Origin of the sequence: Streptomyces sp. NPDC002825 (assembly GCF_040295385.1) — a bacterium.
GTDB lineage: Bacteria > Actinomycetota > Actinomycetes > Streptomycetales > Streptomycetaceae > Streptomyces.
This window is the reverse complement of record NZ_JBEOVH010000005.1, coordinates 106,622-127,374: the sequence shown is the minus strand read 5'-3', so window position 1 is coordinate 127,374 and position 20,753 is coordinate 106,622. Positions and strand designations below refer to the sequence as shown.

At 74.2% G+C, this 20,753-nt stretch carries 19 protein-coding genes; 9 read left to right on the top strand and 10 right to left on the bottom strand.

Annotated elements, in window-relative coordinates:
• Nucleotides 1–6 precede the first annotated feature (6 nt).
• Nucleotides 7–2,838 carry a DUF7824 domain-containing protein gene (locus tag ABT041_RS09070; RefSeq protein ID WP_351181400.1) on the top strand — a complete coding sequence of 944 codons (2,832 nt, stop codon included), beginning with the start codon at nucleotides 7–9 and terminating at the stop codon, nucleotides 2,836–2,838.
• Nucleotides 2,839–2,926: 88 nt separating this feature from the next.
• Nucleotides 2,927–4,363 carry a GNAT family N-acetyltransferase gene (locus ABT041_RS09065; RefSeq protein WP_351181397.1) on the top strand — a complete coding sequence of 479 codons (1,437 nt, stop codon included), beginning with the start codon at nucleotides 2,927–2,929 and terminating at the stop codon, nucleotides 4,361–4,363.
• Here ABT041_RS09065 and ABT041_RS09060 read toward each other — a convergent pair.
• The gene (locus ABT041_RS09060; protein ID WP_502976416.1) at nucleotides 4,275–5,501 is read right to left on the bottom strand and encodes a trans-sulfuration enzyme family protein; all 1,227 of its coding nucleotides are present in this window, start codon (nucleotides 5,499–5,501) and stop codon (nucleotides 4,275–4,277) included. The two genes, ABT041_RS09065 and ABT041_RS09060, sit on opposite strands and share 89 nt — an antisense overlap.
• A 59-nt stretch (nucleotides 5,502–5,560) precedes the next feature.
• Here ABT041_RS09060 and ABT041_RS09055 point away from each other — a divergent pair, with 59 nt between their 5' ends.
• The 3 genes from ABT041_RS09055 to ABT041_RS09045 all read left to right on the top strand — a co-directional run bounded on the left by ABT041_RS09055 (nucleotide 5,561) and on the right by ABT041_RS09045 (nucleotide 8,334).
• Nucleotides 5,561–6,058 (top strand): Lrp/AsnC family transcriptional regulator, encoded by a 498-nt coding sequence (locus ABT041_RS09055; RefSeq protein WP_351181394.1) that lies wholly within the window; start codon nucleotides 5,561–5,563, stop codon nucleotides 6,056–6,058.
• 49 nt (nucleotides 6,059–6,107) lie between these two features.
• The gene (locus ABT041_RS09050) at nucleotides 6,108–7,814 is read left to right on the top strand and encodes a DUF885 domain-containing protein (RefSeq protein WP_351181391.1); all 1,707 of its coding nucleotides are present in this window, start codon (nucleotides 6,108–6,110) and stop codon (nucleotides 7,812–7,814) included.
• 70 nt (nucleotides 7,815–7,884) lie between these two features.
• Entirely contained in the window at nucleotides 7,885–8,334 is a 450-nt protein-coding gene (locus tag ABT041_RS09045; protein ID WP_351181388.1) for an Lrp/AsnC family transcriptional regulator, read from the top strand.
• Here ABT041_RS09045 and ABT041_RS09040 read toward each other — a convergent pair.
• The 4 genes from ABT041_RS09040 to ABT041_RS09025 form a co-directional block, all read right to left on the bottom strand.
• Nucleotides 8,324–11,356 (bottom strand): AAA family ATPase, encoded by a 3,033-nt coding sequence (locus tag ABT041_RS09040; RefSeq protein WP_351181385.1) that lies wholly within the window; start codon nucleotides 11,354–11,356, stop codon nucleotides 8,324–8,326. The two genes, ABT041_RS09045 and ABT041_RS09040, sit on opposite strands and share 11 nt — an antisense overlap.
• A complete protein-coding gene (locus tag ABT041_RS09035; protein WP_351181382.1) occupies nucleotides 11,353–12,522 on the bottom strand; it encodes an exonuclease SbcCD subunit D in 1,170 nt (389 codons plus the stop codon). Before ABT041_RS09035 ends, ABT041_RS09040 begins: the two co-directional genes overlap by 4 nt.
• Nucleotides 12,523–12,784: 262 nt before the next feature.
• Entirely contained in the window at nucleotides 12,785–13,411 is a 627-nt protein-coding gene (locus ABT041_RS09030; protein WP_351181379.1) for a YigZ family protein, read from the bottom strand.
• 125 nt (nucleotides 13,412–13,536) lie between these two features.
• Nucleotides 13,537–13,827, bottom strand: a complete 291-nt coding sequence (locus ABT041_RS09025) for a helix-turn-helix domain-containing protein (RefSeq protein ID WP_351181376.1) — start codon at nucleotides 13,825–13,827, stop codon at nucleotides 13,537–13,539.
• Nucleotides 13,828–14,031: 204 nt separating this feature from the next.
• Here ABT041_RS09025 and ABT041_RS09020 point away from each other — a divergent pair, with 204 nt between their 5' ends.
• A complete protein-coding gene (locus ABT041_RS09020; protein WP_351181373.1) occupies nucleotides 14,032–14,472 on the top strand; it encodes a CoA-binding protein in 441 nt (146 codons plus the stop codon).
• Nucleotides 14,473–14,486: 14 nt separating this feature from the next.
• On the opposite strand, the gene ABT041_RS09015 is transcribed toward ABT041_RS09020, so the two are convergent.
• Complete coding sequence (locus ABT041_RS09015; RefSeq protein ID WP_351181371.1) at nucleotides 14,487–15,050, bottom strand: YbaK/EbsC family protein; 564 nt, start codon at nucleotides 15,048–15,050, stop codon at nucleotides 14,487–14,489.
• A 58-nt stretch (nucleotides 15,051–15,108) separates the two neighbouring features.
• The gene (locus ABT041_RS09010) at nucleotides 15,109–15,681 is read right to left on the bottom strand and encodes a helix-turn-helix domain-containing protein (RefSeq protein WP_351181368.1); all 573 of its coding nucleotides are present in this window, start codon (nucleotides 15,679–15,681) and stop codon (nucleotides 15,109–15,111) included.
• A 104-nt stretch (nucleotides 15,682–15,785) separates the two neighbouring features.
• Between ABT041_RS09010 and ABT041_RS09005 the strand changes: the two genes are divergently transcribed.
• Entirely contained in the window at nucleotides 15,786–16,649 is an 864-nt protein-coding gene (locus ABT041_RS09005) for an EamA family transporter (protein ID WP_351181365.1), read from the top strand.
• A 43-nt stretch (nucleotides 16,650–16,692) separates the two neighbouring features.
• Here ABT041_RS09005 and ABT041_RS09000 read toward each other — a convergent pair whose 3' ends face one another.
• Complete coding sequence (locus tag ABT041_RS09000; RefSeq protein ID WP_351181362.1) at nucleotides 16,693–17,460, bottom strand: acyltransferase; 768 nt, start codon at nucleotides 17,458–17,460, stop codon at nucleotides 16,693–16,695.
• 147 nt (nucleotides 17,461–17,607) lie between these two features.
• On the opposite strand from ABT041_RS09000, the gene ABT041_RS08995 reads away from it, so the two are divergent.
• Nucleotides 17,608–18,135, top strand: coding sequence for a gamma carbonic anhydrase family protein (locus ABT041_RS08995; protein ID WP_351181359.1), 528 nt, complete (start codon nucleotides 17,608–17,610; stop codon nucleotides 18,133–18,135).
• Between the two features lie 71 nt (nucleotides 18,136–18,206).
• Here ABT041_RS08995 and ABT041_RS08990 read toward each other — a convergent pair whose 3' ends face one another.
• Both ABT041_RS08990 and ABT041_RS08985 read right to left on the bottom strand, forming a co-directional pair.
• Complete coding sequence (locus ABT041_RS08990) at nucleotides 18,207–18,860, bottom strand: DedA family protein (protein WP_351181356.1); 654 nt, start codon at nucleotides 18,858–18,860, stop codon at nucleotides 18,207–18,209.
• Nucleotides 18,861–19,040: 180 nt separating this feature from the next.
• Nucleotides 19,041–19,493, bottom strand: coding sequence for a DUF4442 domain-containing protein (locus ABT041_RS08985; protein WP_189803803.1), 453 nt, complete (start codon nucleotides 19,491–19,493; stop codon nucleotides 19,041–19,043).
• A gap of 107 nt (nucleotides 19,494–19,600) precedes the next feature.
• On the opposite strand from ABT041_RS08985, the gene ABT041_RS08980 reads away from it, so the two are divergent.
• The gene (locus tag ABT041_RS08980) at nucleotides 19,601–20,713 is read left to right on the top strand and encodes a DUF8017 domain-containing protein (protein WP_351181351.1); all 1,113 of its coding nucleotides are present in this window, start codon (nucleotides 19,601–19,603) and stop codon (nucleotides 20,711–20,713) included.
• The last annotated feature ends 40 nt before the right edge of the window (nucleotides 20,714–20,753 follow it).

Genomic DNA, 20,753 nt, shown 5'->3' with positions numbered 1-20,753 from the left:
ACGGGGATGAGCGATACGGGTACGGGTGCGGGTGGCACTCCGGATGCAGGCGCGGGCACCGGTTCGGCTCGGGATGCGGACGCGGTCGGCGCCGGAACGACGGAACGCGCCGGCACCGGGGAACGCCCGGGCCCCGACTCCGGTCCCGCGGTCCGCTCCGGGGTCGACAGGCTGCTGGCCGTCGTGCTCGCCGGGGAGGCTCGTGAGGTGCCGGCCCTGCTGGAGTCGCTGGACGCCGCCGAGCGCAAGCGCGCGCTCACCCGGCTGAAGGCGCTGCGCGCCGAGGTGCGTGCCGGGAAGTGGGCGACACCTCCGTACGTGCCGGACCGCATCCGCAGCGCGCTGTACGTCGCGGGCGCCGGCTGTCTTCCGACGGCGGCGGCCGCCGCGAGCTGGCTCGGTGCGCGCGAGCTCCAGGTCCGGGAGGAGGACAAGCCCCTGGCCCTCGCGGCGCTCGGCGATCCCGACCCGGAGTGGGCCGCGGACCTCGCGGGGCGTCTGGCCAGGCGCCGGGCCGTGGCGGAGAACGGTTATCCGCTGCTCCACGGGCTGATCGTCCGGGCCGGATACACCGTCCCCCCGACCGACGGCTACGTCACCGGATGGACGTGGCACCTCAGTGGCGACCGGCTCGTGGAGCGGCTCCGGGAGGACCCGCAGACGCCCGCCCTCGTGGCGCACGCCCTCGCGATGGCCGAGCCGCCCGAGCGGCTGACCCGGCCGGCGGGGCGCCGGCCGGAGGGGCACTGGCCGTCGGCGCTGCGGACGCTCGTCGAGGAAGGCGTCCTCGACCGCGCACAGGTCCTGGACGTGTGCGTGTCCCGGCTGCTGCGCGGCGGCCCCGTCCGGAACCTGCGCCTCCCGCTGGAGACGGTGCGGCTGCTCGCACCGGACGCGGAGGAGCTGAGGGCGCGGATCCCGGACTGGGTCGCGATCGCGGCCGACGCGCCGTCCATCGTCGCCGGGTACGCGCAGGACGTCCTGGCGGAGCTCGCCTCGACGGGCTCGGTGCCGGTCGCGGCGCTCGCAGAGATGACGTCCGGCGTTCTCTTCCGCACCGAGAAGAAACTGGTACGGGCCCAGTTGGCGCTGGTCGGCAACGTGCTGGCGCGCGAGCCGGGGGCGGCCGGGGAGCTGCTGCCCGCCGTGACGGAGGCCTTCGGGAACGAGGACACCGACATCCAGGAGCGGGCCCTCAAGCTGGCGGGCCGTCACCTGAACGCCGTGGACACGGGCGTGCGGCACGAGCTGGCCGAGGCCGCGGGGCTGCTGAGCCCGACGCACCGGCGGGCCGCCGAGGAGCTGTTCGGCGGGGACCTGGAGCCGGAGCCGGCACGTCCGTACGAGGAGATCCTGCCGCCGGTGCCCGAGGTCCAGCTCGTCCGGCCCCCGGCGACGACCGTCGAGGAGCTGGTCGCGGAGCTGCTGGTGCAGCGGCTCTCGGAGGACCCCGTGGCGTTCGAGCGGGCGCTGGACGGCCTGGTGCGGCACGCGCACCGGGACAGGGCCGCCGTGGCGGAGGCCGTACGGGAGGCGTTCCCGTGGCCCCGGTGGGAGCACGAGACCCCCTACTTCACCCAAGAGACCCATGAGATCCATGAGAGCCATGGGATCCATGAGAGCCATGGGATCCATGGGATCCATGTGGTCCTCGCCGGGCTGCTCGGTCTGCTGGACCCGGCGCTCGTCGACTTCCGCCGGCCCCAGGAGCACAGCACGGACTCCTGTCTCCACCAGGCCCTTTCGGGGGTCCTCGACGCCCGCTTGTGGGAGGCCGCCGGCCTGGTGGGCACGGACGCGCTGCCGTTCCTGCTCGCCACGCCGACCTGGCACACGGGGGCGATCGATCCGCCGGTCCTGGTGGAGCGGCTGCGGCAGTACCGGGACGCGGGCGTCGAGCCCGCTCCGGCCGATCTCGCGCAGGCCCTGCTCCGGGTACGGCGGGCCGACCCGTCGGCGCGGCGCGCGGCCGTGGAGGCGGCGACGCTCGGCACCCCGGCCGGCCGCCGGCTCGCCGCCTGGCTGCGGGAGGAGACCGCCGTCGGGGCGACTGTGCGGGTGCTCCGGCGGGACGAGGACAGGACGCCGCGGAGGCACTGCCTGGTCGACCGGCTGGTGGTCGACCTCGGTGAGCAGCCGACGGTGCGGGCGGAGTTCCCGCCCGCCTTCCAGTGGCTCGGCGGCGCCCCGGAGTCGGCTCCCCGTCGCTGCCGGCACCGGATCGAGGACCGGGCGCAGTGGGCTCCCGTGCTGCCGGCCGACCGTGAGCTGCTCGCGGCCTGCCTCCTGCCGCCCCTCGCGCAGAGTGCCGAGGGGGACGGCCGGGGAGCGACCGAACCGCTGACCGCGCTCGCCGAGGCCGAGGGGCCGGTGGGCCGGGCGGTGCTGCTGGCCCTGGCGTGCGGTCTCGGCTGCGTGGACGCGGACGACCGGCTGCGCGCGGTGGACGCCGTGCTCGTCCTCACGGCGCGGGGCGAGCTGAACCCCCGGAGGCTCGGCGAGGAGCTGGCGTGGCTGCTCGCGGAGGGCGCGGTCAAGCCGAACCGGCTGGCGGACGCGGCCCGCACGGCCGCCGCCACGGGGGCGTACGGGACGGTCTGGGCGATCCTCTCGGCGATGCTCGCGAAGCTGCCGGCCCGGGCGAAGCCGGTCCACGGGCTCGGCGAGGTCCTCGCGGTCGCCGCGGACTGTGTGGAGCGGTGCGGGGCCGTCGGCGGGGTCGCCGGGCTCGACGCGCTCGCCTCCGGGCGGGGCTCGTCGCAGCTGGTGGCGCAGGCGAGGCGACTGCTGAACGCACTCCATCAGGGGGCCGATCAGCCTCTGACAGAAACGACCTGAATCGGTCTTTAAGCCGCCAGATCGGCGCTTAACCCGTCAGTCACAAAGCGTTCGTGATCACGCAACACCGCTGGGTCACAGTGAAGCCATGACCGATGTGACGTCTTCGAAGAGCACCCGCCGTCCGCACCACTGGCGGCACGACCTGATCGAGCTCGCCGCCATGTTCACCGCCGTGGTGGTGGCCGACACGATCGCCAAGACCATCGCCAAGGGCCCCGACGGCCCCTACCTCCTGGTCTTCTCGGCGATCGCGCTGGTCGCCACCGCCGGGTTCCACACCTGGTGGGCGCGGCGGCACAGTCATGCCAGCCATGCCCCTCCCGCCGGTGACACCGGCGGGCACCTCACCGCGGCGGCCGTGCCGGCACCCGCGCGCGACGAAGCGGAGGAGCCCACGCCGCCCGCCGAGACGACGCTGTGGCGGATGCGGACCACCGTCGCGGACACCCCGGGCAGTCTCGCCGCGCTGTGCACCGTCCTCGCCCGCCTGGGCGTGGACATCCTCACCCTGCAGACCCACCCGCTGGGCGACGGCACCGTCGACGAGTTCCTGCTGCGCGCCCCCGCCGACCTCTCCGCGCAGGCCCTCGCACGCGAGACGGCGACCGCCGGCGGCCGCGACACCTGGACCGAGCGGGCCGACGCCCACGACCTGGTGGACACCCCCACCCGGGTCCTCGGCCTGGCCACCCGTACCGCCCTCGACGCGGCCGAACTGCCGCTCGCGCTGCGCCAGCTGCTGGGCCGCTGCACCCTCCACTCGGTGCCGGCGGTCTCGCTCACCGGCCGCCCCACCGGCGAACAGGCCCCGGTCGAGGGCGTCCTGGAGGAGACCGTGATGCGGCTGCGCGACCCGCACGGCGGCACCCTCATCATCGAGCGGCCCTATCTGCCGTTCACCCCGACGGAGTTCGCCCGGGCCCGCGCCCTCGTCGAGCTCGACGCCCGGCTCGGCCCCCGCGTCCCGCGCAGCCAGGACGTGCTGACCCTGCCCGAGGGCAACGAGATCACCGTCCGCCGGGCCGACCAGCGCGACCTGGCCGCCGCGCGCGCCATGCACGACCGCTGCTCGGCCCGCACCCTGGGCCTGCGCTACCACGGCCCGGTCGGCGACGCCGACCGCTACCTCGGCCACCTGCTCAGCCCCCGCTTCGGCCGCACCCTCGCCGTCCAGACGGCCTCGGGCCGGCTCGTCGCCCTCGGCCACCTGCTGTGGGACGGCGACGAGACGGAGGTCGCCCTCCTCGTCGAGGACGACTGGCAGCGGCGCGGCATCGGCTCCGAGCTCCTCGGCCGGCTGGTGGCGATGGCCGAGGAGACCGGCTGCGACAGCGTGTACGCCGTGACGCAGTCCTCCAACACGGGGATGGTGGCCGCGATGCGGGCGCTGAACCTCCCCCTCGACTACCAGATCGAGGAGGGCACCCTGGTGATCACCGCCCGGCTGGCCCCGGCACCGCGGCCGGACGCCCTGACGCAGCAGGAGCAGCAGCACGAAGGGGCCCGGCGGGCGGAGCGCTGAGCGCCCGGGTCAGATCGCGCCACAGGTCCTCGACGTCCTCAAGACCGACCGACATGCGCAGCAGCCGGTCGCTGACGCCGGCCGAGCGCCGGTCTCCCTCGGCCACGATCCGGTGGCTGATGGAGGCCGGGTGCTGGATGAGGGTGTCGACGCTGCCGAGACTGACCGCCGGGGTGATGAGCCGTACCCCGGCGATCACCTCGTGCGGGTCCCCGTACACCTCGAAGGCGATCATCGCCCCGCCGATCCGCGGGTAGTGGACGCGGGCGATGCGGGGGTCGGTGGCGAGCCGCCGGACGAGCTCCGCGGCCGTCGAGGACGCCGCCCTGACCCGTACCGGAAGGGTCGAGAGGCCGCGGAGGAGCAGATAGCCGGCGAGCGGGTGGAGCACCCCGCCGGTGGCGAAGCGGACCTGACGGAGGGTACGGGCGAACTCCTCGTCGCAGGCCACGACTCCGCCCATGACGTCACCGTGACCGCCGAGGTACTTGGTGGCGCTGTGCAGCACGATGCGGGCGCCCTGCTGGACCGGGCGCTGGAGCACCGGGGTGGCGAAGGTGTTGTCGACGAGCAGCGGGACGGAGCCGCAGGAGTGGGCGAGGGCCCGGATGTCGGCCTCGGCCAGGGTCGGGTTGGCGGGCGACTCGACCATGACGAGGCCGGTGTCGGGCCGGATCGCGTCGGCGATGCCCGCCGGGTCGGTCCAGGTCACCTCGGTGCCGAGCAGCCCTGCGTCGAGGAGGTGGTCGCTGCAGCCGTACAGCGGGCGGACCGCGACGACATGGCGCAGTCCCTGGCTCGCGCGGGCGAGGAGCACGGCGCTGAGGGCGGCCATGCCGCTGGCGAAGGCGACGGCGGCCTCGGCGCCCTCCAGGCGGGCGAGGGCCTCCTCGAAGCGGGCCACGGTCGGGTTGTCGAGCCGGGCGTAGACGGGCGGGCCGTCGAGCCGGGCGCCCGTGGTGGCGAACTCGTCGATCCGGGCGGCCTCGGCCCGGGCGTCGTACGAGGGGTAGGTGGTGGACAGGTCGAGCGGCGGGGCGTGCAGCCCGAGTCCGGCGAGGTCTTCGCGGCCGGCGTGCACGGCTTCGGTGGCAAGGGCCCTCGGGGTGGCCGAGAGGCCGTGATCCATGGCGTCCATGGCGGCACTGTGAACGGATACCGGGAAGTAGCGGGAATCAGCCGTGCTACGTTCGCCAGATGGCCGATTCCGTCGTACTGGACGCGGTCGATCTGCACATTCTTCGCCTCCTGCAGAACGACGCCCGGACCACCTACCGCGAACTCGCCGCCGAGGTCGGCGTCGCACCCTCCACCTGCCTCGACCGGGTGGCCCGGCTGCGCCGCACAGGAGTGGTCCTCGGACACCGGCTACGTCTGGATCCGGCCAAACTCGGGCGTGGGCTCGAAGCACTGCTTCTGGTCCAGGTCCGCCCTCACCGGCGTGAACTGATCGGTCCGTTCGTCGACCGGATCCGGGCCCTGCCGGAGTCCCGGGCGCTGTTCCATCTCACGGGGCCCGACGACTACCTGGTGCACGTGGCCGTGGCGGACCCCGCCGACCTGCAGCGTCTCGTCCTCGACGAGTTCACCTCGCGCCGCGAGGTGGCCCGCGTGGAGACCCGGCTGATCTTCCAGCAGTGGGAGTGCGGCCCCCTCCTGCCGCCTTCCCCCGGCCCCTCCTTGTCAGCCGACTGAGCCCGGACGAGGGTGACGCGGGCCCTCCGGAGGCGCCAGGATGACCCCCATGCCAGACACTTCCAGCAGCCTGCTGCCCCGCCAGGTCGCCGACGACTACGTCGACGCACTCATCGCCCTCGACCCAATCACCGGTACGTTCCTGGGAGTCAAGGAGAGCGCCGGACGGCTGCCGGACTTCTCCCCCGCCTGGCAGCGTGCGACGGCCGACCTCGCCCGCCGCACGCTCGCCCGGCTCGACGAGGCGGAGCGGGCCCCGGGCGCGGACAACGACGCCGAGCGGCGCTGCGCCCGGCTGCTGCGGGAGCGGCTGACGGCGGAACTCGCCATCTACGAGGCCGAGGAGAGCCTCTGCACGGTCAGCAACATGCGCTCGCCCGCGCACAGCGTCCGCATGGTCTTCACCGTGATGCCGACGGGGACCGAGGAGGACTGGACGGCGGTCGCCGCCCGGCTGCGCGCGGTCCCGGCCGCGTTCGACGGCTACCGCGCCTCGCTCGCGCTCGGCCTGGAGCGCAAGCTCTTCGCCGGGCCGCGCCCCACCGCCACCTTCGTCGAGCAGCTCACCGAGTGGGCGGGCGGCGACGACGGCGGGAGGCCGGGCTGGTTCGAGGAGTTCGCCGCCGCCGGCCCCGAGACCCTGCCCGCGGAGCTCAAGGACGAGCTCGCGGCGGCGGCCCGGGGCGCCACCGCGGCCGTCGCGGTCCTGCGGGACTGGATGCGGGACGTGTACGCCCCGGCCGTCGCCGACGCCCCGAACACGGTGGGCCGCGAGCGCTACCAGCGCTGGACCCGCTTCTTCAACGGCACCGACCTGGACCTCGACCAGGCGTACGCGTACGGCTGGGCCGAGTACCACCGGCTCCTCGGCGAGATGCGGACCGAGGCCGAGCGCATCCTGCCGGGCTCCGACCCCTGGGAGGCGCTCGCCCACCTCGACGAGCACGGCACCCACATCGAGGGCGTCGAAGAGGTCCGCGTCTGGCTCCAGCAGCTCATGGACGAGGCCATCACGGCGCTCGACGGGCACCACTTCGAACTGGCCGAGCGCGTACGGCGGGTGGAGTCCCGGATCGCCCCGCCGGGCGGCGCCGCCGCCCCGTACTACACCGGCCCTTCCGAGGACTTCTCGCGCCCCGGCCGCACCTGGCTGCCCGTGGACGGCGCGACCCGCTTCCCCGTGTACGACCTGGTCTCGACCTGGTACCACGAGGGCGTGCCCGGCCATCACCTCCAGCTCGCCCAGTGGGTGCACGTCGCCGACCGGCTCTCCCGCTACCAGGCGACGATCGGCAAGGTCAGCGCGAACTCGGAGGGCTGGGCGCTGTACGCGGAGCGCCTGATGGACGAACTCGGCTTCCTGCCCGACGCGGAGCGGCGCCTCGGCTACCTCGACGGCCAGATGATGCGGGCGTGCCGGGTGATCGTGGACATCGGCATGCACGTCGGTCTGGAGATCCCCGCGGACTCGCCCTTCCACCCGGGCGAGCGGTGGACTCCGGAGCTCGCCCAGCAGTTCTTCCAGATGCACAGCAGCCGCCCGCCGTCCTTCGTGGAGAGCGAGATGACCCGCTACCTGTCGATGCCGGGCCAGGCGATCGGCTACAAGCTGGGCGAGCGCGCCTGGCTGCTCGGCCGCGCCAACGCGCGGGCCGCCCACGGCGACGCCTTCGACGCGAAGGCCTGGCACATGGCGGCGCTCTCCCTGGGCCCGCTGGGCCTGGACGACCTGGTGGACGAGATCTCCCGGCTCTGAGCCGTTCGGATGCCGAGAATCCCCGGTCGTTCGCTTGATCGACCGGGGATTCCCCTGCGAATCTCTCCCCATGAGCGACGCCTACACCCCCGACGCCACCGACTGGCGCATCCTCGAAGCCCTCCAGTCCGAGGGCCGCGCCAGCTTCGCCGACCTCGCCCGCGCGGTGTCCATGTCCCCGTCCGCGGTGACGGAGCGGGTCCGGCGCCTGGAGGACGCCGGGGTGATCACGGGGTACACGGCGATCGTCGACCAGGACCGGCTGGGCCTGCCCATCCTCGCGTTCGTACGGCTGCGCTATCCGCACGGCAACTACAAGCCGTTCCACGACCTGATCGACACGACGCCCGAGGTCCTCGAAGCCCATCACGTCACCGGCGACGACTGTTTCGTCCTCAAGGTCGCCGCCCGCTCCATGAAGCACCTGGAGTCGATCAGCGGGAAGATCGCCACGCTCGGCGCGGTGACCACCAGCGTCGTCTACTCCTCCCCGCTGCCCCGCCGCTCCCTCAGCCGCTGAGCGCTTCCCCACCGGTCCGCAGCCGGACCGCCGAGCCCTGCCGGGCCTTGACGACCTCCAGCTGGGCCGGGATCCGGCGGCGCAGGTCGCCGACGTGGCTGACGATGCCGACGCTGCGGTCCCGCTCGCGGAGCGAGTCGAGGACGTCGAGGACCTCGTCGAGCGTCTGCTCGTCGAGGCTGCCGAAGCCCTCGTCGATGAAGAGGGTGTCGAGCCGGACCCCGCCGGCCTCGTCGGTGACGACGTCGGCGAGGCCGAGGGCCAGCGCGAGGGAGGCGAAGAAGGTCTCGCCGCCGGAGAGCGTGGCCGTGTCGCGTTCGTTGCCGGTCCAGGCGTCGACGACGTGCAGCCCGAGGCCGGACCGCTTGCCGCCGGAACGGGCGTCGGAGTGGACGAGGGTGTAGCGGCCCGATGACATGCGCTGGAGGCGGGCGCTCGCGGCCGCCGCGACCTGTTCGAGCCGGGCGGCGAGCACGTAGGACTCCAGGCGCATCCGGCGCTCGTTCTCCGCGGACGTGCCGGCGGTGAGGGCGGCGAGCCGGGCCACCCGGTCGTACTCCTCGCGCAGCGGCCCGAGGCGCCGGACCTCGGTGACGGCCTGCCGCGAGAGTCCGTCGAGTCCGGTGGCGCGCTCGCGTGCGGCGGCGAGGGCGGAGTCGGCCTCGCGGAGCGCGCGTTCCGCCGCCGTGTGCGCGGCCTCGGCCCCGGCGGGGTCGGCGGGCGGCAGGGCGGCGGCCTCGGCCGTCCCGGGCTCGGCGAGCCGGTCCGCGACGGCCGCCGCCTCGGCCTGCCAGGCGTCCACGCGCCGCTGCAGCTCGCGTCGTTCGCTCTCGCCGAGGAGGGCGCCGGCCGCCTCGGCAGGCGTGGCGAACCCCGCCCGGTAGGCGGCGTCGGCGAGCCGGTCGTCGGCCTCCTTGAGCCGCTGTGCGGCGAGTTCGGCGGTGCGGACGGTTGCGGCGGCGTCGACCAGGAGGGCGATGCGCCGCTCCAGGCGGGTGGCGTGTTCGGCCACGCTGGCGAACGCGCCTCGCCCCCGGGCGAGTTCCTCGTCGAGCGCGGACTGCTCCCGCTCCAGGGCCTCCCGGCGCGAGGTCCGCGCGGCGACGCGCCGCTCCGCCTCCCGCTGCGCGGCGACCCGCTCCTCGTACTCCCGCTCGGCCCGCGCGAGCGTCTCCCGCGCACTGTGGGTCTGCCCGGCGAGTGCGTGCGCCTCGGCGTGCAGCCGGGCCAACTCGTCGGCCTCGTCGGACAGTTCGCCTACGGTGGGCTCGGCGTCGGACTCCCCCGTCTGGACCTCCGTACGCGCCGCGGACCAGGACTCGCGGGTGACGGCCAGTTCGCGTTCGGCCGCCGTGCGGGTCTCCTCGGCGCGGGTGTAGGCCGCGTAGGCGGCGTCCTCGGTGGCGCGGTCGACATGGTCGGCGGTGGTACGGGCGGGCGCCGGGTGGGCGGTCGAGCCGCAGACCTGGCAGGGGTCGCCCGGGGTGAGGGTGACGGCGAGTTCGGCGGCGATGCCCTCCAGGCGCCGGGACTTGACGTCGAGCCAGCTCTCGTGGGCGGCGTTGCGCCGCTCGCGGGCGTCCGCGAGACGGGTCTCGGCCGTCCGGGTGTCCTCGGCGAGGGAGTCGCGGCGGCGGGCCGCGGCGAGCCGGCGGCGCGCCGGGTCCAGGCGGCCCGCCAGGTGTTCGGCGCGCGCGGCGGCGTCGCGCGCGGCCTCGACGCGTTCCGTGAGGGCGGCGCGGCGCGGCTCCCAGCCGGCGAGCCAGTCGGCCGCGTCCCGCAGGGCGTCCTCGTCGGCGCGCGCCTCACGGGCGAGTACGGCGCGCTCCTCGGCGACGGCGGTCGCGCGGCGCTCGGCGCGGCGGGCCGCGTCGAGTCCGCCGAGCTCCTCGCGGAGCCGGTGTTCGAGGGCGGAGAGGTGTTCGGCGCCGGCGTCGGCGAGGTCCGGGGGCAGCTGCGCGCGGGCCTGCTCGCGGGCGCGGTGTGCGGCGGCGTGCTCGCGCTCGGCGTCCCGGCGCAGTCCGAGGGCGGGGGCCACCCGGTCGGCCTTGAGGCTCCGGTCGAGGCGGTCCTGGAGGCGGTCGCGCTCGGGGGCCTGCTCGGTGAGCCGCTCGCGGCGGCGCAGCGCGTCGGCGTGCCGGGCCTGCCGGCCGGCGAGGTCGTTCGCCGCGTCGAGGGCGGCGCGCGCGGCGGCCCGGCCGCTCTCGGCCGCCGCCAGGCGCACGGCGGTGATGTCGAGGGCCTCCCGGGCCTCGGCGCGGGCGACGGCGGCCCAGGTGAGGACGGAGTCGGCGAGCCCGGGGTCGCCGGGCCGGCCCTCGACGGGGCTGCGGGCGGCGTCGAGGCCGCCGGCGGCCTGGGTCATGCGGTGGGCGAGGGTGAGCAGCCGCGCGTCCCCGTCCTCGACCTGCTGCTGGGCGGCGCGGCGCAGCTCGGCGAGGCGTTCCTCGACGGCGGCGAACCGGCGGGTGTCGAAGAGCCGGCCGAGGAGCCGGCCGCGGGCCTCTGCGTCGGCGCGCAGGAAGCGGGCGAAGTCGCCCTGCGGGAGCAGGACGACCTGGCAGAACTGCTCGCGGCTCATGCCGACGAGCTGGGCGATCTCCTCGCCGATCTCCTGGTGGGAGCGGCTGAGGCCGGCCCACTCGCCGGTGGCGGGGTCGTACTCGCGGAGCCAGGTCTGCGCCTTCTCGGTGGTGAAGCCGCCGCCGCGCTTCTTGGGCCGCTGCTGGGCCGGGCGGCGGGTGATCTCCAGGCGCCGGTCCCCCACGGTCAGTTCGAGGAGGACCTCGGTGTACGTGCCGACGGGGGCGTGGTCGCTGCGCAGGGTGGCGCCGCGGGTCTGGCGCTCGCCGGGCACGCTCCCGTACAGGGCGAAGCAGACGGCGTCGAGGACGGAGGTCTTGCCGGCGCCGGTCGGCCCGTGCAGGAGGAAGAGCCCGGCGGAGGACAGGGCGTCGAAGTCGATCTTCTGCGTGCTGCCGAACGGCCCGAACGCGGTGATCTCCAGGCGGTGCAGCCTCACCGGCCCACCTCTCGCTCGGCGCTGTCGACGCGGACGTCGTCGAACGCCCCGTACAGGACGGCCCGTTCGGCGCCGTCGAGGGCGGCGCCGCCGCGTACGTGGGCCACGAAGTCCTCCGCGATCTGCTGGTCGCTGCGGTCCCGGAGGCGCTGGGCGTAGGAGGCGCCGGGGTCGTCGGCGGTGCGCTCGGGGTCGAAGACCAGGTTGAGGGTGTGCGGGAAGCGTGCGGTGAGCCGCGCCATGGGCTCGGCGGGGCGCACGGGGTCGGTGAGGGTGACCTCCACCCAGGACTGCTCGTGCGGGGTGAGCGCGGGGTCGTCGAGGAGGTCGTCGAGCCGTCCCCGGATCCGGGCGAGGGGGCGCGGCACGGGGCAGTCGAGCCGTACGTCGCTCGTGATCGTCCCGTCCTCGCCGAGGTCGATCAGCCACATCGTCTTGCGGTGGTCGGCCTCGGAGAAGGAGTAGGCGAGCGGCGAGCCGGAGTAGCGGACGCGGGGGGTGAGGGTCTGGCTGCCGTGGAGGTGGCCGAGGGCGACGTAGTCGACGCCGTCGAAGATCCCTGTGGGGACGGCGGCGACACCGCCGACGGTGATGTCCCGCTCGCTGTCGCTGGGCGCGCCGCCCGCGACGAAGGCGTGGGCGAGGACGACGGAGCGGGTGCCCGCGGGCCGGCCGGCGAGGTCGGCGCGGACCCGGTCCATGGCCGCGGCGAGGACCGCCTCGTGTCCGGCCTTCTCGGCGCCGAGCCGCTCGCGGACCAGCGCGGGTTCGAGGTACGGCAGTCCGTAGAGGGCGACCTCGCCGTGGGCGTCGCTGAGGACGACGGGGGTGCCGATGCCGTCGGGGTCGGTACGGAGGTGGATGCCGGCCCGTTCGATGAGTCCGGCGCCGACGCCGAGCCGGCGGGCCGAGTCGTGGTTGCCGGAGATCATGACGGTGGGCACCCCGGCCTCGGCGAGCCGGTGCAGCGCGGTGTCGAAGAGCTCGACGGCGGGCAGCGGGGGCACGGCACGGTCGTAGACGTCCCCGGCGACGAGGACGGCGTCCACGTCGTGCGCGTGGACGGTCGCCACGAGGTGGTCGAGGAACGCGGCCTGGGCTTCGAGGAGGCCGACGCGGTGGAAGGACCGGCCGAGATGCCAGTCCGAGGTGTGCAGGAGCCTCACGATGCCGTCCCACCCCGCATGTGCCCCGCTCCTCGCCGCCGGTCGTCGTTGATGCGCGCGTCCCGATGCGCGCTTCGATGCGCGTCCCGATGCGCGTCCCGATGCGCGCTTGGGTGCGCGCTTCGATGTGCGCCCTGGATGCACGCGTCGATGTGCGCCCACCACGCTATCCCGAGCGGGAGGGTGGGCGGGGCGGGTCCACGCGCGTGCGTGGGGCGGTCCCTGGTGCGGAGGCGGCCTTCGGCACCTCAGGTGTGACGCATCACGCGTCCCCGTACGCCTCGCCGCCGAGTTCGAAGGAGGCCGTGCCCGCCGTTGCGTCGGCGAGCCAGCCGCGGAAGGCGGGGACGTCCGCGTCCGGGAGGCCGATCTCGATCGTGACGGCGTCGGCGTACCGCACGTCGCGCACGGCGCGGCCGGTGGCCCGCAGATCGTTCTCCAGCTTGCCCGCGCGCTGGTGGTCGACGGTGACGGTGGCGAGCCGGAACCGCTGCCGGGTGACGGTGCCGAGCGCGTCGAGCGCCTCGCCGACCACCCCGCCGTACGCGCGGATCAGACCGCCGGCGCCGAGCTTCACGCCGCCGTAGTAGCGGGTGACGACGGCGGCGACGTACCGCATCTCGCGGCGCAGCAGCATCTGGAGCATGGGGACCCCGGCGGTGCCGCCGGGCTCGCCGTCGTCGCTGGCCTTCTGTACGGAGGCATCGGCACCGAGGACGTACGCGAAGCAGTTGTGGGTGGCGGTCGGGTGCTCCCGGCGGATGCGCGCGACGAACTCCTGCGCCTCCCGCTCGTCGGCGACGGGCGCGAGCGCGCAGAGGAAGCGCGAGCGGTTGATCTCGGTCTCGTGCACACCCTCGCGGGCCGGCGTGCGGTACTGCTCCTGCATCCGACCAGCCTACGTTCCGCCGGGGCGGGCACATGCGGCGGCTCTTCCGGGTGCGCTACGGGCCGCAGGGGCGGAGTGTGCGGAGGCTCTGCTGGGCGTGGCTGCCCGCCGGGACCGGGGCCCCGCTACGGCCCGCCGGGCCCGGGTTCCGCGCCGGTGGGTTCGGGGCCTGCTTCGGGGCCTCCCGCCCCGGGTCCTGCGTACGGGAGGGCGCGGAGCGCCAGGGCCCGGCCGAGCCGGGCGTCGCCGCACTCGCTGGACGGGCCGGTGAGCTCGGCGATGCGGCCGATGCGGTTGAGGACGGTGTTGCGGTGGCAGTAGAGCTCGTCGGCGGCCCGCGAGGCCGAGCAGCCGTGGTCGAGCCAGGCCCGGAGGGTCGTGAGGAGCGCCGCCCGCTCCCCGCCGGTGGCGAGCACCGGTCCGCACCCGGTGATGACCTTCGGCCCGGGCCTGCCGTCCCTCGTCGAGGCCCCGCGCGAGGCCGAACGGCGGGCGTGGGAGGGATGACCGGCCCGTAGGGGACATCTCAGGGGCCGCCGACACGGTCGTACGGGAATCACGGCCCGGCGCGGCTCGTTCACGGGGAGGACGGGCCGCGCCGACGAGAGGCAGCAGAAGCGATGAGCGTAGACACGACGACCACGGACCCCACCGCGTACTCCGCGTCGGAGACGGTGCGGCGGATCCTGACGTCCACGGGCGACACATGGGCGGTGGTCGGCCTCTCGTCGAACCGGGCCCGTGCCGCGTACGGGGTGGCGGCGGTCCTCCAGCGCTTCGGCAAGCGGATCGTCCCGGTCCACCCGAAGGCGGAGACGGTCCACGGCGAGCAGGGGTACGCCTCGCTCGCCGACATCCCGTTCCCGGTCGACGTCGTGGACGTCTTCGTGAACAGCGAGCTGGCGGGCGCCGTGGCCGACGAGGCCGTGGCCATCGGCGCCAAGGCTGTCTGGTTCCAGCTCGACGTCATCGACGACGAGGCCTTCGCCCGCACGCGCGAGGCGGGCCTCGACATGGTCATGGACCGCTGCCCCGCGATCGAGATACCGCGCCTGGGCTGAGAGGGGGCCGAGGGTCAGCCGACGGGGACGCCGAGGCCCTCCAGGACGACGGCGCCGGGGAGTTGGGCGAAGGCCTTGCCGGGGACGATGAGCTTGCCCCGGCGACGGCCGCTGCCGACGAGGACCCACTCCGTGTCGACGACGGCGGCGTCGACGAGGAGGGGCCAGTCGGCCGGGAGGCCGACGGGGGTGATCCCGCCGTACTCCATGCCCGTCTCGCCGGTCGCGGTGTCCATCGGGGCGAACGAGGCCTTGCGGGCGCCGAGATGCTTGCGGACGACTCCGTTGACGTCGACGCGGGTCGCCGACTTCACGAGGCAGGCGGCGAGGGTCGTCGTCTCGCCGCGCTTGCCCGCGACGACCACGCAGTTGGCGGAGGCGTCGAGGAGCTCGGGCCCGTAGTGCTCCACGAAGACGGCCGTGTCGGCGATGGCCGGGTCGGTGTCCACGTACACCAGCCGGTCGGCGGGGACGGGACCGGCCCAGGCGCGGACGGCGGCCGCGACGGGTTCGGTCAGCAGGTCGAGGCAGTCGGGGGCGGGCCGGGCGTCGTCGAAGTCTCCGATGGGTGCGCGCATGCGCTTCACGCTAACAACGGCGAGCCCGTGGAGGGGGACCCGTCTCAGGGTTCGGGCGTCAGCGTACGGGCGGGATGGAGACCGCCATCGTCATCTCGGCCGGTTCGTCGCCGTCGTTGCGGTAGGAGTGGGCGACGTTGGCCTCGAAGACGGCGGAGGTGCCGGCGGGCAGCGGGTGCTCCTCGTCGTCCACGATCAGGGTGAGCGTCCCGGCGGTCACGTGCAGCAGCTCGACCGTGCCTCCCGGATGCGGGTCGGAGTCGCTGCCCTCGCCCGGCATGAGGGTCCAGGACCAGAGCTCCAGCGGGCCGCGGGCCTCGGTGCCGACCAGGAGCGTGGTGTGGCTGCCGGTGGAGGTGGACCACATGCGGACGGCCTGGTCCGGCGGGACGAGGCGGACGTGGGGGCCCTGCTCGTAGTCGAGGAGGGTGGTGATGGAGACGCCGAGGGCGTCGGCCAGCTTCACGGTGGTGCCGACGCTGGGGTTGGTCCTGGCCTGCTCGATCTGGATGATCATGCCGCGGCTGACGCCGGCGCGGGCGGCGAGCGCGTCCAGGGTGAATCCCCGCTCCTTGCGCCAGCGCTTCAGGTTCCGGGCGAGCGACTGCGTGAGCTGGTCGAGGTCCGACACATTCCGTCCAATATTCTGGATGACAGAGTTCAATGCACTGAACTACGGTGGGGTGCACCCGATGGTTCACTGCACTGTACTGCCGCACGCCCCTGCGAGGATTCATGACCGCCCTGTTCGCCCTGGCCACCAGCCTTCTCTGGGGCCTCGCCGACTTCGGGGGCGGGCTCCTCACCCGGCGGATCCCCGCCCTCACCGTCGTGGCGGTCTCCCAGACCCTCGCGGTGCTCGTCCTCGGCACGATCGTCCTCGCGACCGGCGCCTGGACCGAGGCGGGACCCCAGCTCTGGTACGCGGTCGGGGCGGGCGTCGTCGGCCCGGCGGCCATGCTCGCCTTCTACAAGGCGCTCGCGCTCGGCCCGATGGGCGTGGTCTCGCCGCTCGGCTCGCTCGGTGTCGTCGTCCCCGTCTCGGTCGGCCTCCTCGTCGGCGACCGGCCGGGGCTGCTCCAGCTCGCCGGCATCGCGGTGGCGATCCTCGGCGTGGTGCTCGCGGGCGGACCGGAGCTGCGCGGGGCGCCCGTCCAGCGCCAGGCGGTCCTGCTGACCCTGGTCGCGGCCTTCGGCTTCGGGTCGGTGATGACACTGATCGCGGAGGCGTCCACGACGGTCACGGGCCTGTTCCTCGCCCTGTTCGTGCAGCGCGTCACCAACGTCCTGGTCGGCGGCGGCGCCCTGTACGCCTCGGTGCGGCGAGGCGGCCGCGCGCTCCCGGAGGGCGGATTCGCGGCGGTCCGCGCCGCGGTCCCGGCGCTGGCGTTCGTGGGCCTGGCGGACGTCGCCGCCAACGGCACGTACGCGCTCGCCGCCCAGCGCGGCCCGGTCACCGTCGCCGCCGTCCTCGCCAGCCTCTACCCGGTCGTCACGGCCCTCGCGGCCCGCGGCATCCTCAAGGAACGCCTCCGCGCCGTCCAGGCGGCGGGGGCCGGCCTCGCCCTGGTCGGCACGGTCCTCCTGGCGACGGGTTAGCCGAGCAGCCACCCCCGCGCCCGACGGACCGCAGCGCGTCGGATCACGACGGGACGGACTCCGAGCTGCCCGTGCGCTGCGCCTCCCACACCGCGAGGGCCGCCAGCTGTTCCGGGGTGACGTGTTCCGGGATCGGGGTCGGGGCCGGGGTGCGGAGCGGGGGCTGCCAGCCGTTCTCCGGGTCCCAGCTGCGGACGACCTTCGCCGGGGCGCCCGCCACGACCGAGTGGTCCGGCACCTCACCCCGCACCACCGCGCCCGCCGCGACGACGACGTTCCGGCCGAGGCGCGCCCCGGGGAGGATCACGGCGCCCGTGCCGAGCCAGCAACCGGGTCCGATGGTGACGGGTTCCGAGCGGGGCCACTGCCGGCCCACGGGCTCGTCCGGGTCGTCGTAACTGTGGTTGGTCGAGGTGATGTAGACGTACGGGCCGCAGTAGGTGTCCGAGCCGATCGTCACCCTCGCGTCGGCGATGACATGGCTGCCCCGCCCGAGGACGACGCCGTCGCCGAGGGTCAGGACCGTGTCCTTGCCGAGGTCGAGGTCCGGCAGCATCCCGGCCGTCAGCGTGACCTGCTCGGCGATGATGCAGCACTCGCCGATCTCGATCCACGGGTCGCCGAAGACCGTGCCCTGCGGGAAGGCGAGCCGGGTGCCCGCCCCGAGGCGGCGGAACCGCAGCTTCCCGGGGTGTTCGGCGGTGACGGAGCCGGCCTGCTGCACCCAGCGCCAGCCGCCCTGCACGGCACGGGCGAGGACCCGGCGCCGCCAGGCGGCGAGGGATGAGAACGTGTTTCTGTTCCTGGGCACCCGGCCACCGTAGTCGGCGCCGTCGTGCCTGATCAGTGCGGTGCGCTGTGATGTCCGTCATGAGCACGGCATAGGCTGCGGCCGGGGGCATCCCCGGGCGTGACACGACGGCTGACGATCTGCGGATCCGACCATCAGGAGCGAACCATGACAGAGGCGTTGATCAAGGGAGTGGGCGGCAAGGAGCCGCAGATCGACCCGACCGCCTTCACCGCCCCGACCTCCGTCGTGCTCGGGGAGGTCACCCTCGGCGCCCGCGCCAGCATCTGGTACCACGCGGTGCTGCGGGCGGACTGCGGTCCGATCGCGATCGGCGAGGACTCCAACATCCAGGACAACTGCACCGTCCACGTCGACCCCGGCTTCCCCGTCTCCATCGGCGACCGGGTCACCGTCGGCCACAACGCCACCGTGCACGGCTGCGTGATCGAGGACGACGTGCTGGTCGGCATGGGCGCGACCGTCCTCAACGGAGCCCGGATCGGCGCAGGCTCCCTCGTCGCCGCCCAGGCGCTCGTCCCGCAGGGCATGGAGATCCCGCCGGGTTCGCTGGTCGCCGGCGTCCCCGCCAAGGTGCGCCGCCCTCTGACCGACGAGGAGAAGGCGGGCATCCGGCTGAACGCCGAGATGTACCTGCTGCTCGCCAAGGGCCACGCCGAGGCCTTCGAGGAGTGAGCCGTACGTGAAGGAGGGCGGTCACCCGTTCCCGGGTGCCGCCCTCCGTCGCGTACGCGTACCGCCCGCCCTCAGTCCGCCGCCGGGACCGGCTCCGGCTGCGCGGCCTCGGCCCGCTGCGCCGCCGCCTTCTTGGCGCGGTTCTTGACGATCAGCATCGAGGCGATGCCGATCAGGACGGCGAGGACGAGGCCCAGCCAGGAGAAGCGCTTGAGCCAGGCCTCGGCGACGATGCCGACCGAGTAGATGACGGCCGTGGTGCCGCCGGCCCAGAGGATGCCGCCGAGGACGTTGGCGATGAGGAACTTCCAGTACGGCATGTGCAGCACACCGGCGAGCGGGCCCGCGAAGATCCGGAGGAGGGCGATGAAGCGGCCGAAGAAGACCGCCCACATCCCCCACTTCTGGAAGGAGTTCTCGGCGAGCCCGATGTTGGCCTCGCTGAAGTGCTTGGGGAACTTCCCGCCCAGCCAGGCGAGCAGCGGCCGTCCGCCCTTGCGACCGATCGCGTAACCGATCGAGTCGCCGACGATCGCGCCGGCGGTGGCGCAGGCCCCGAGGACGTACGGATTGATCTCGCCGTGCTGCGAGGCGAGCAGCGCCGAGCTCACGAGCACGATCTCACCGGGGAGCGGGATGCCCAGGCTCTCGAGCCCGATCACCACCCCCACAAGGACGTAGACGGCGACCGCGGGGATCGTCTCCAGCCACTCCTGGACGTGCACGCGGTTCCTCCCGTGTCGGCTGCTCAGCTGCTCGATGGCCCGGCACGCACGTCGGCGGGCACGCCGAGGAAGCCTACCTGGTCAGGGCGAACGGACCTCGACTCCGGGACGGCACCTGCGGGAACGCGACCGCCCCCGCACCCGGGCGGGGTGCGGGGGCGGTACGCGCGCGTCCCGGGATCAGGAGTTCGGGCGCAGCGTCCAGACGACCGTCATCTCGCCGGTCACGGCGCCGTCCTCGCGGGTGATGTCGATCCGCACCGGGAACTCCGGCCGCTCTCCGGCGTCGAGTTCGGCGACGACCTCGGCGGCCGGGCGGCCGAGGGTGGCGGTGGCCGTGACGACGCCCATGGCCAGCTTCTTGTAGCCGATCTCGGCGCTGACGGCGAGCGGGACCGCGCGGCCCAGCTGGTCACCGAAGGCGGCGAGCACGATGGCGCCGCTGGCGGACTCGGCCAGGGTGAACATCGCTCCGGCGTGGGGGCCGCCGACGTGGTTGTGGTAGGCGGGCTGGTCCGGGAGGCGCACGACGGCGCGCTCGGCGGTGGTCTCCAGGAACTCCAGGTTCAGGGTTCCGGCCATGGGGACCGTGGCGGCGAGCATCTCGCCGACGGACATCTGGTCTGCGCTCATGGACCGTGATGTTACCCACGAGTAGCAGCCTTGGCCATCCCCTCTCCCGTCCCCGGCGCGGGGGCGGGCGTGGTCGGGCGGCCCCCGCACCTCTATGGTTACTGGCCATGTGGCCAGGACAGCAGCCGCCCGGGGGCGAGCAGAACCCGCAGGACCAGAGTCAGAACCCCTACCAGCAGTCGGGGTACCAGCAGCCGAACCCGTATCAGCAGCCGCCTGCCCAGCCCGGGTACCAGCAGCCGCCGACGCAGCCCGGCTATCCGCAGCAGCCGCCGACGCAGCCGGGTTACCCGCAGCAGGGGTACGGGCAGCAGCCGGGTTACCCGAACCCGTACCAGCAGCCGACCGTGGCGCAGTACGCCGTGCCGGGGCCCGGACAGCCCGGCGGGCCGGACGACGGGAAGAAGAAGCAGACGACGATCGTGGCGATCGTCGCCGCCACCGCCGTGGTCGTCGCGGCCGGAGTCACCGGCTTCCTCGTGCTCGGCAACGACGACGACGGCAAGAACGTCGCCGAGGACCCCAAGGGGTCCGTCACGGCCACCGCCTCCGCGGACCCCTCGTCCGCGCCCGGCCCGAGCCAGTCCTCCGGGATCGCCAACCCGCGCGACGGCGCGGCCCAGCAGCCGACGATCCCCGGCTGGAAGGTCGTCTACAACCCGAAGTACGGCACCCTCTTCGACGTACCGCCCGAGTGGGAGGTGCACAAGCCGGGCTCGATCGCCTTCTTCGAGGACGAGAAGAAGGGCGGCGGCACCCCGCTCGTGACGATGTCCAGCCCCACGAGCTTCAAGAGCAACTGGTGCACGTACGACGTCGACAAGAACGGCACCGAGGAGACCTGGGGCCTGTCCACGGCCGGCACCAAGGGCGGCCAGGGCGCCAAGGACACCATGTCCCTCGCGCGCAGCGAGGCCGGCACCTGGGTGTGGGGCGGCTACGCGCAGCACATGCCGCAGAGCACCATCAAGATCAGCAAGCCGGAGTCGTACACGACGAAGTCCGGTCTCACCGGCAGCATGGCGACGGCCACGGCGCCGAACGTCAAGAAGCGCAACAAGTGCGAGACGGACGGGAAGTCGATCGCCTTCTCCTTCAAGAACGCCGCGGGCGACTTCTCGACCTGGGTGCTCTACGCCGCCGACGGCGTCAAGGACGAGCTGCCCGACGCGACGATCCGGCAGATCCTCTCCACGGTCCGGCTCGCCCCGTCGTCCTGACCTCCCCGGCCACCGGGCCCGGCCCCGCCGGTCCCGGTGG

Bases quoted from the DNA above. Each gene is read 5' to 3' on its own strand.
- ABT041_RS09020 (WP_351181373.1), top strand. From the start codon at position 14,032: ATGAGCGTAGACACGACGACCACGGACCCCACCGCGTACTCCGCGTCG.
- ABT041_RS09015 (WP_351181371.1), bottom strand. From the start codon at position 15,050: ATGCGCGCACCCATCGGAGACTTCGACGACGCCCGGCCCGCCCCCGAC.
- ABT041_RS08985 (WP_189803803.1), bottom strand. From the start codon at position 19,493: ATGAGCGCAGACCAGATGTCCGTCGGCGAGATGCTCGCCGCCACGGTC.
- ABT041_RS09055 (WP_351181394.1), top strand. From the start codon at position 5,561: ATGGCCGATTCCGTCGTACTGGACGCGGTCGATCTGCACATTCTTCGC.
- ABT041_RS09060 (WP_502976416.1), bottom strand. From the start codon at position 5,501: ATGGACGCCATGGATCACGGCCTCTCGGCCACCCCGAGGGCCCTTGCC.
- ABT041_RS09070 (WP_351181400.1), top strand. From the start codon at position 7: ATGAGCGATACGGGTACGGGTGCGGGTGGCACTCCGGATGCAGGCGCG.
- ABT041_RS08995 (WP_351181359.1), top strand. From the start codon at position 17,608: ATGACAGAGGCGTTGATCAAGGGAGTGGGCGGCAAGGAGCCGCAGATC.
- ABT041_RS09045 (WP_351181388.1), top strand. From the start codon at position 7,885: ATGAGCGACGCCTACACCCCCGACGCCACCGACTGGCGCATCCTCGAA.
- ABT041_RS09030 (WP_351181379.1), bottom strand. From the start codon at position 13,411: ATGCAGGAGCAGTACCGCACGCCGGCCCGCGAGGGTGTGCACGAGACC.
- ABT041_RS09050 (WP_351181391.1), top strand. From the start codon at position 6,108: ATGCCAGACACTTCCAGCAGCCTGCTGCCCCGCCAGGTCGCCGACGAC.
- ABT041_RS09005 (WP_351181365.1), top strand. From the start codon at position 15,786: ATGACCGCCCTGTTCGCCCTGGCCACCAGCCTTCTCTGGGGCCTCGCC.
- ABT041_RS08980 (WP_351181351.1), top strand. From the start codon at position 19,601: ATGTGGCCAGGACAGCAGCCGCCCGGGGGCGAGCAGAACCCGCAGGAC.
- ABT041_RS09065 (WP_351181397.1), top strand. From the start codon at position 2,927: ATGACCGATGTGACGTCTTCGAAGAGCACCCGCCGTCCGCACCACTGG.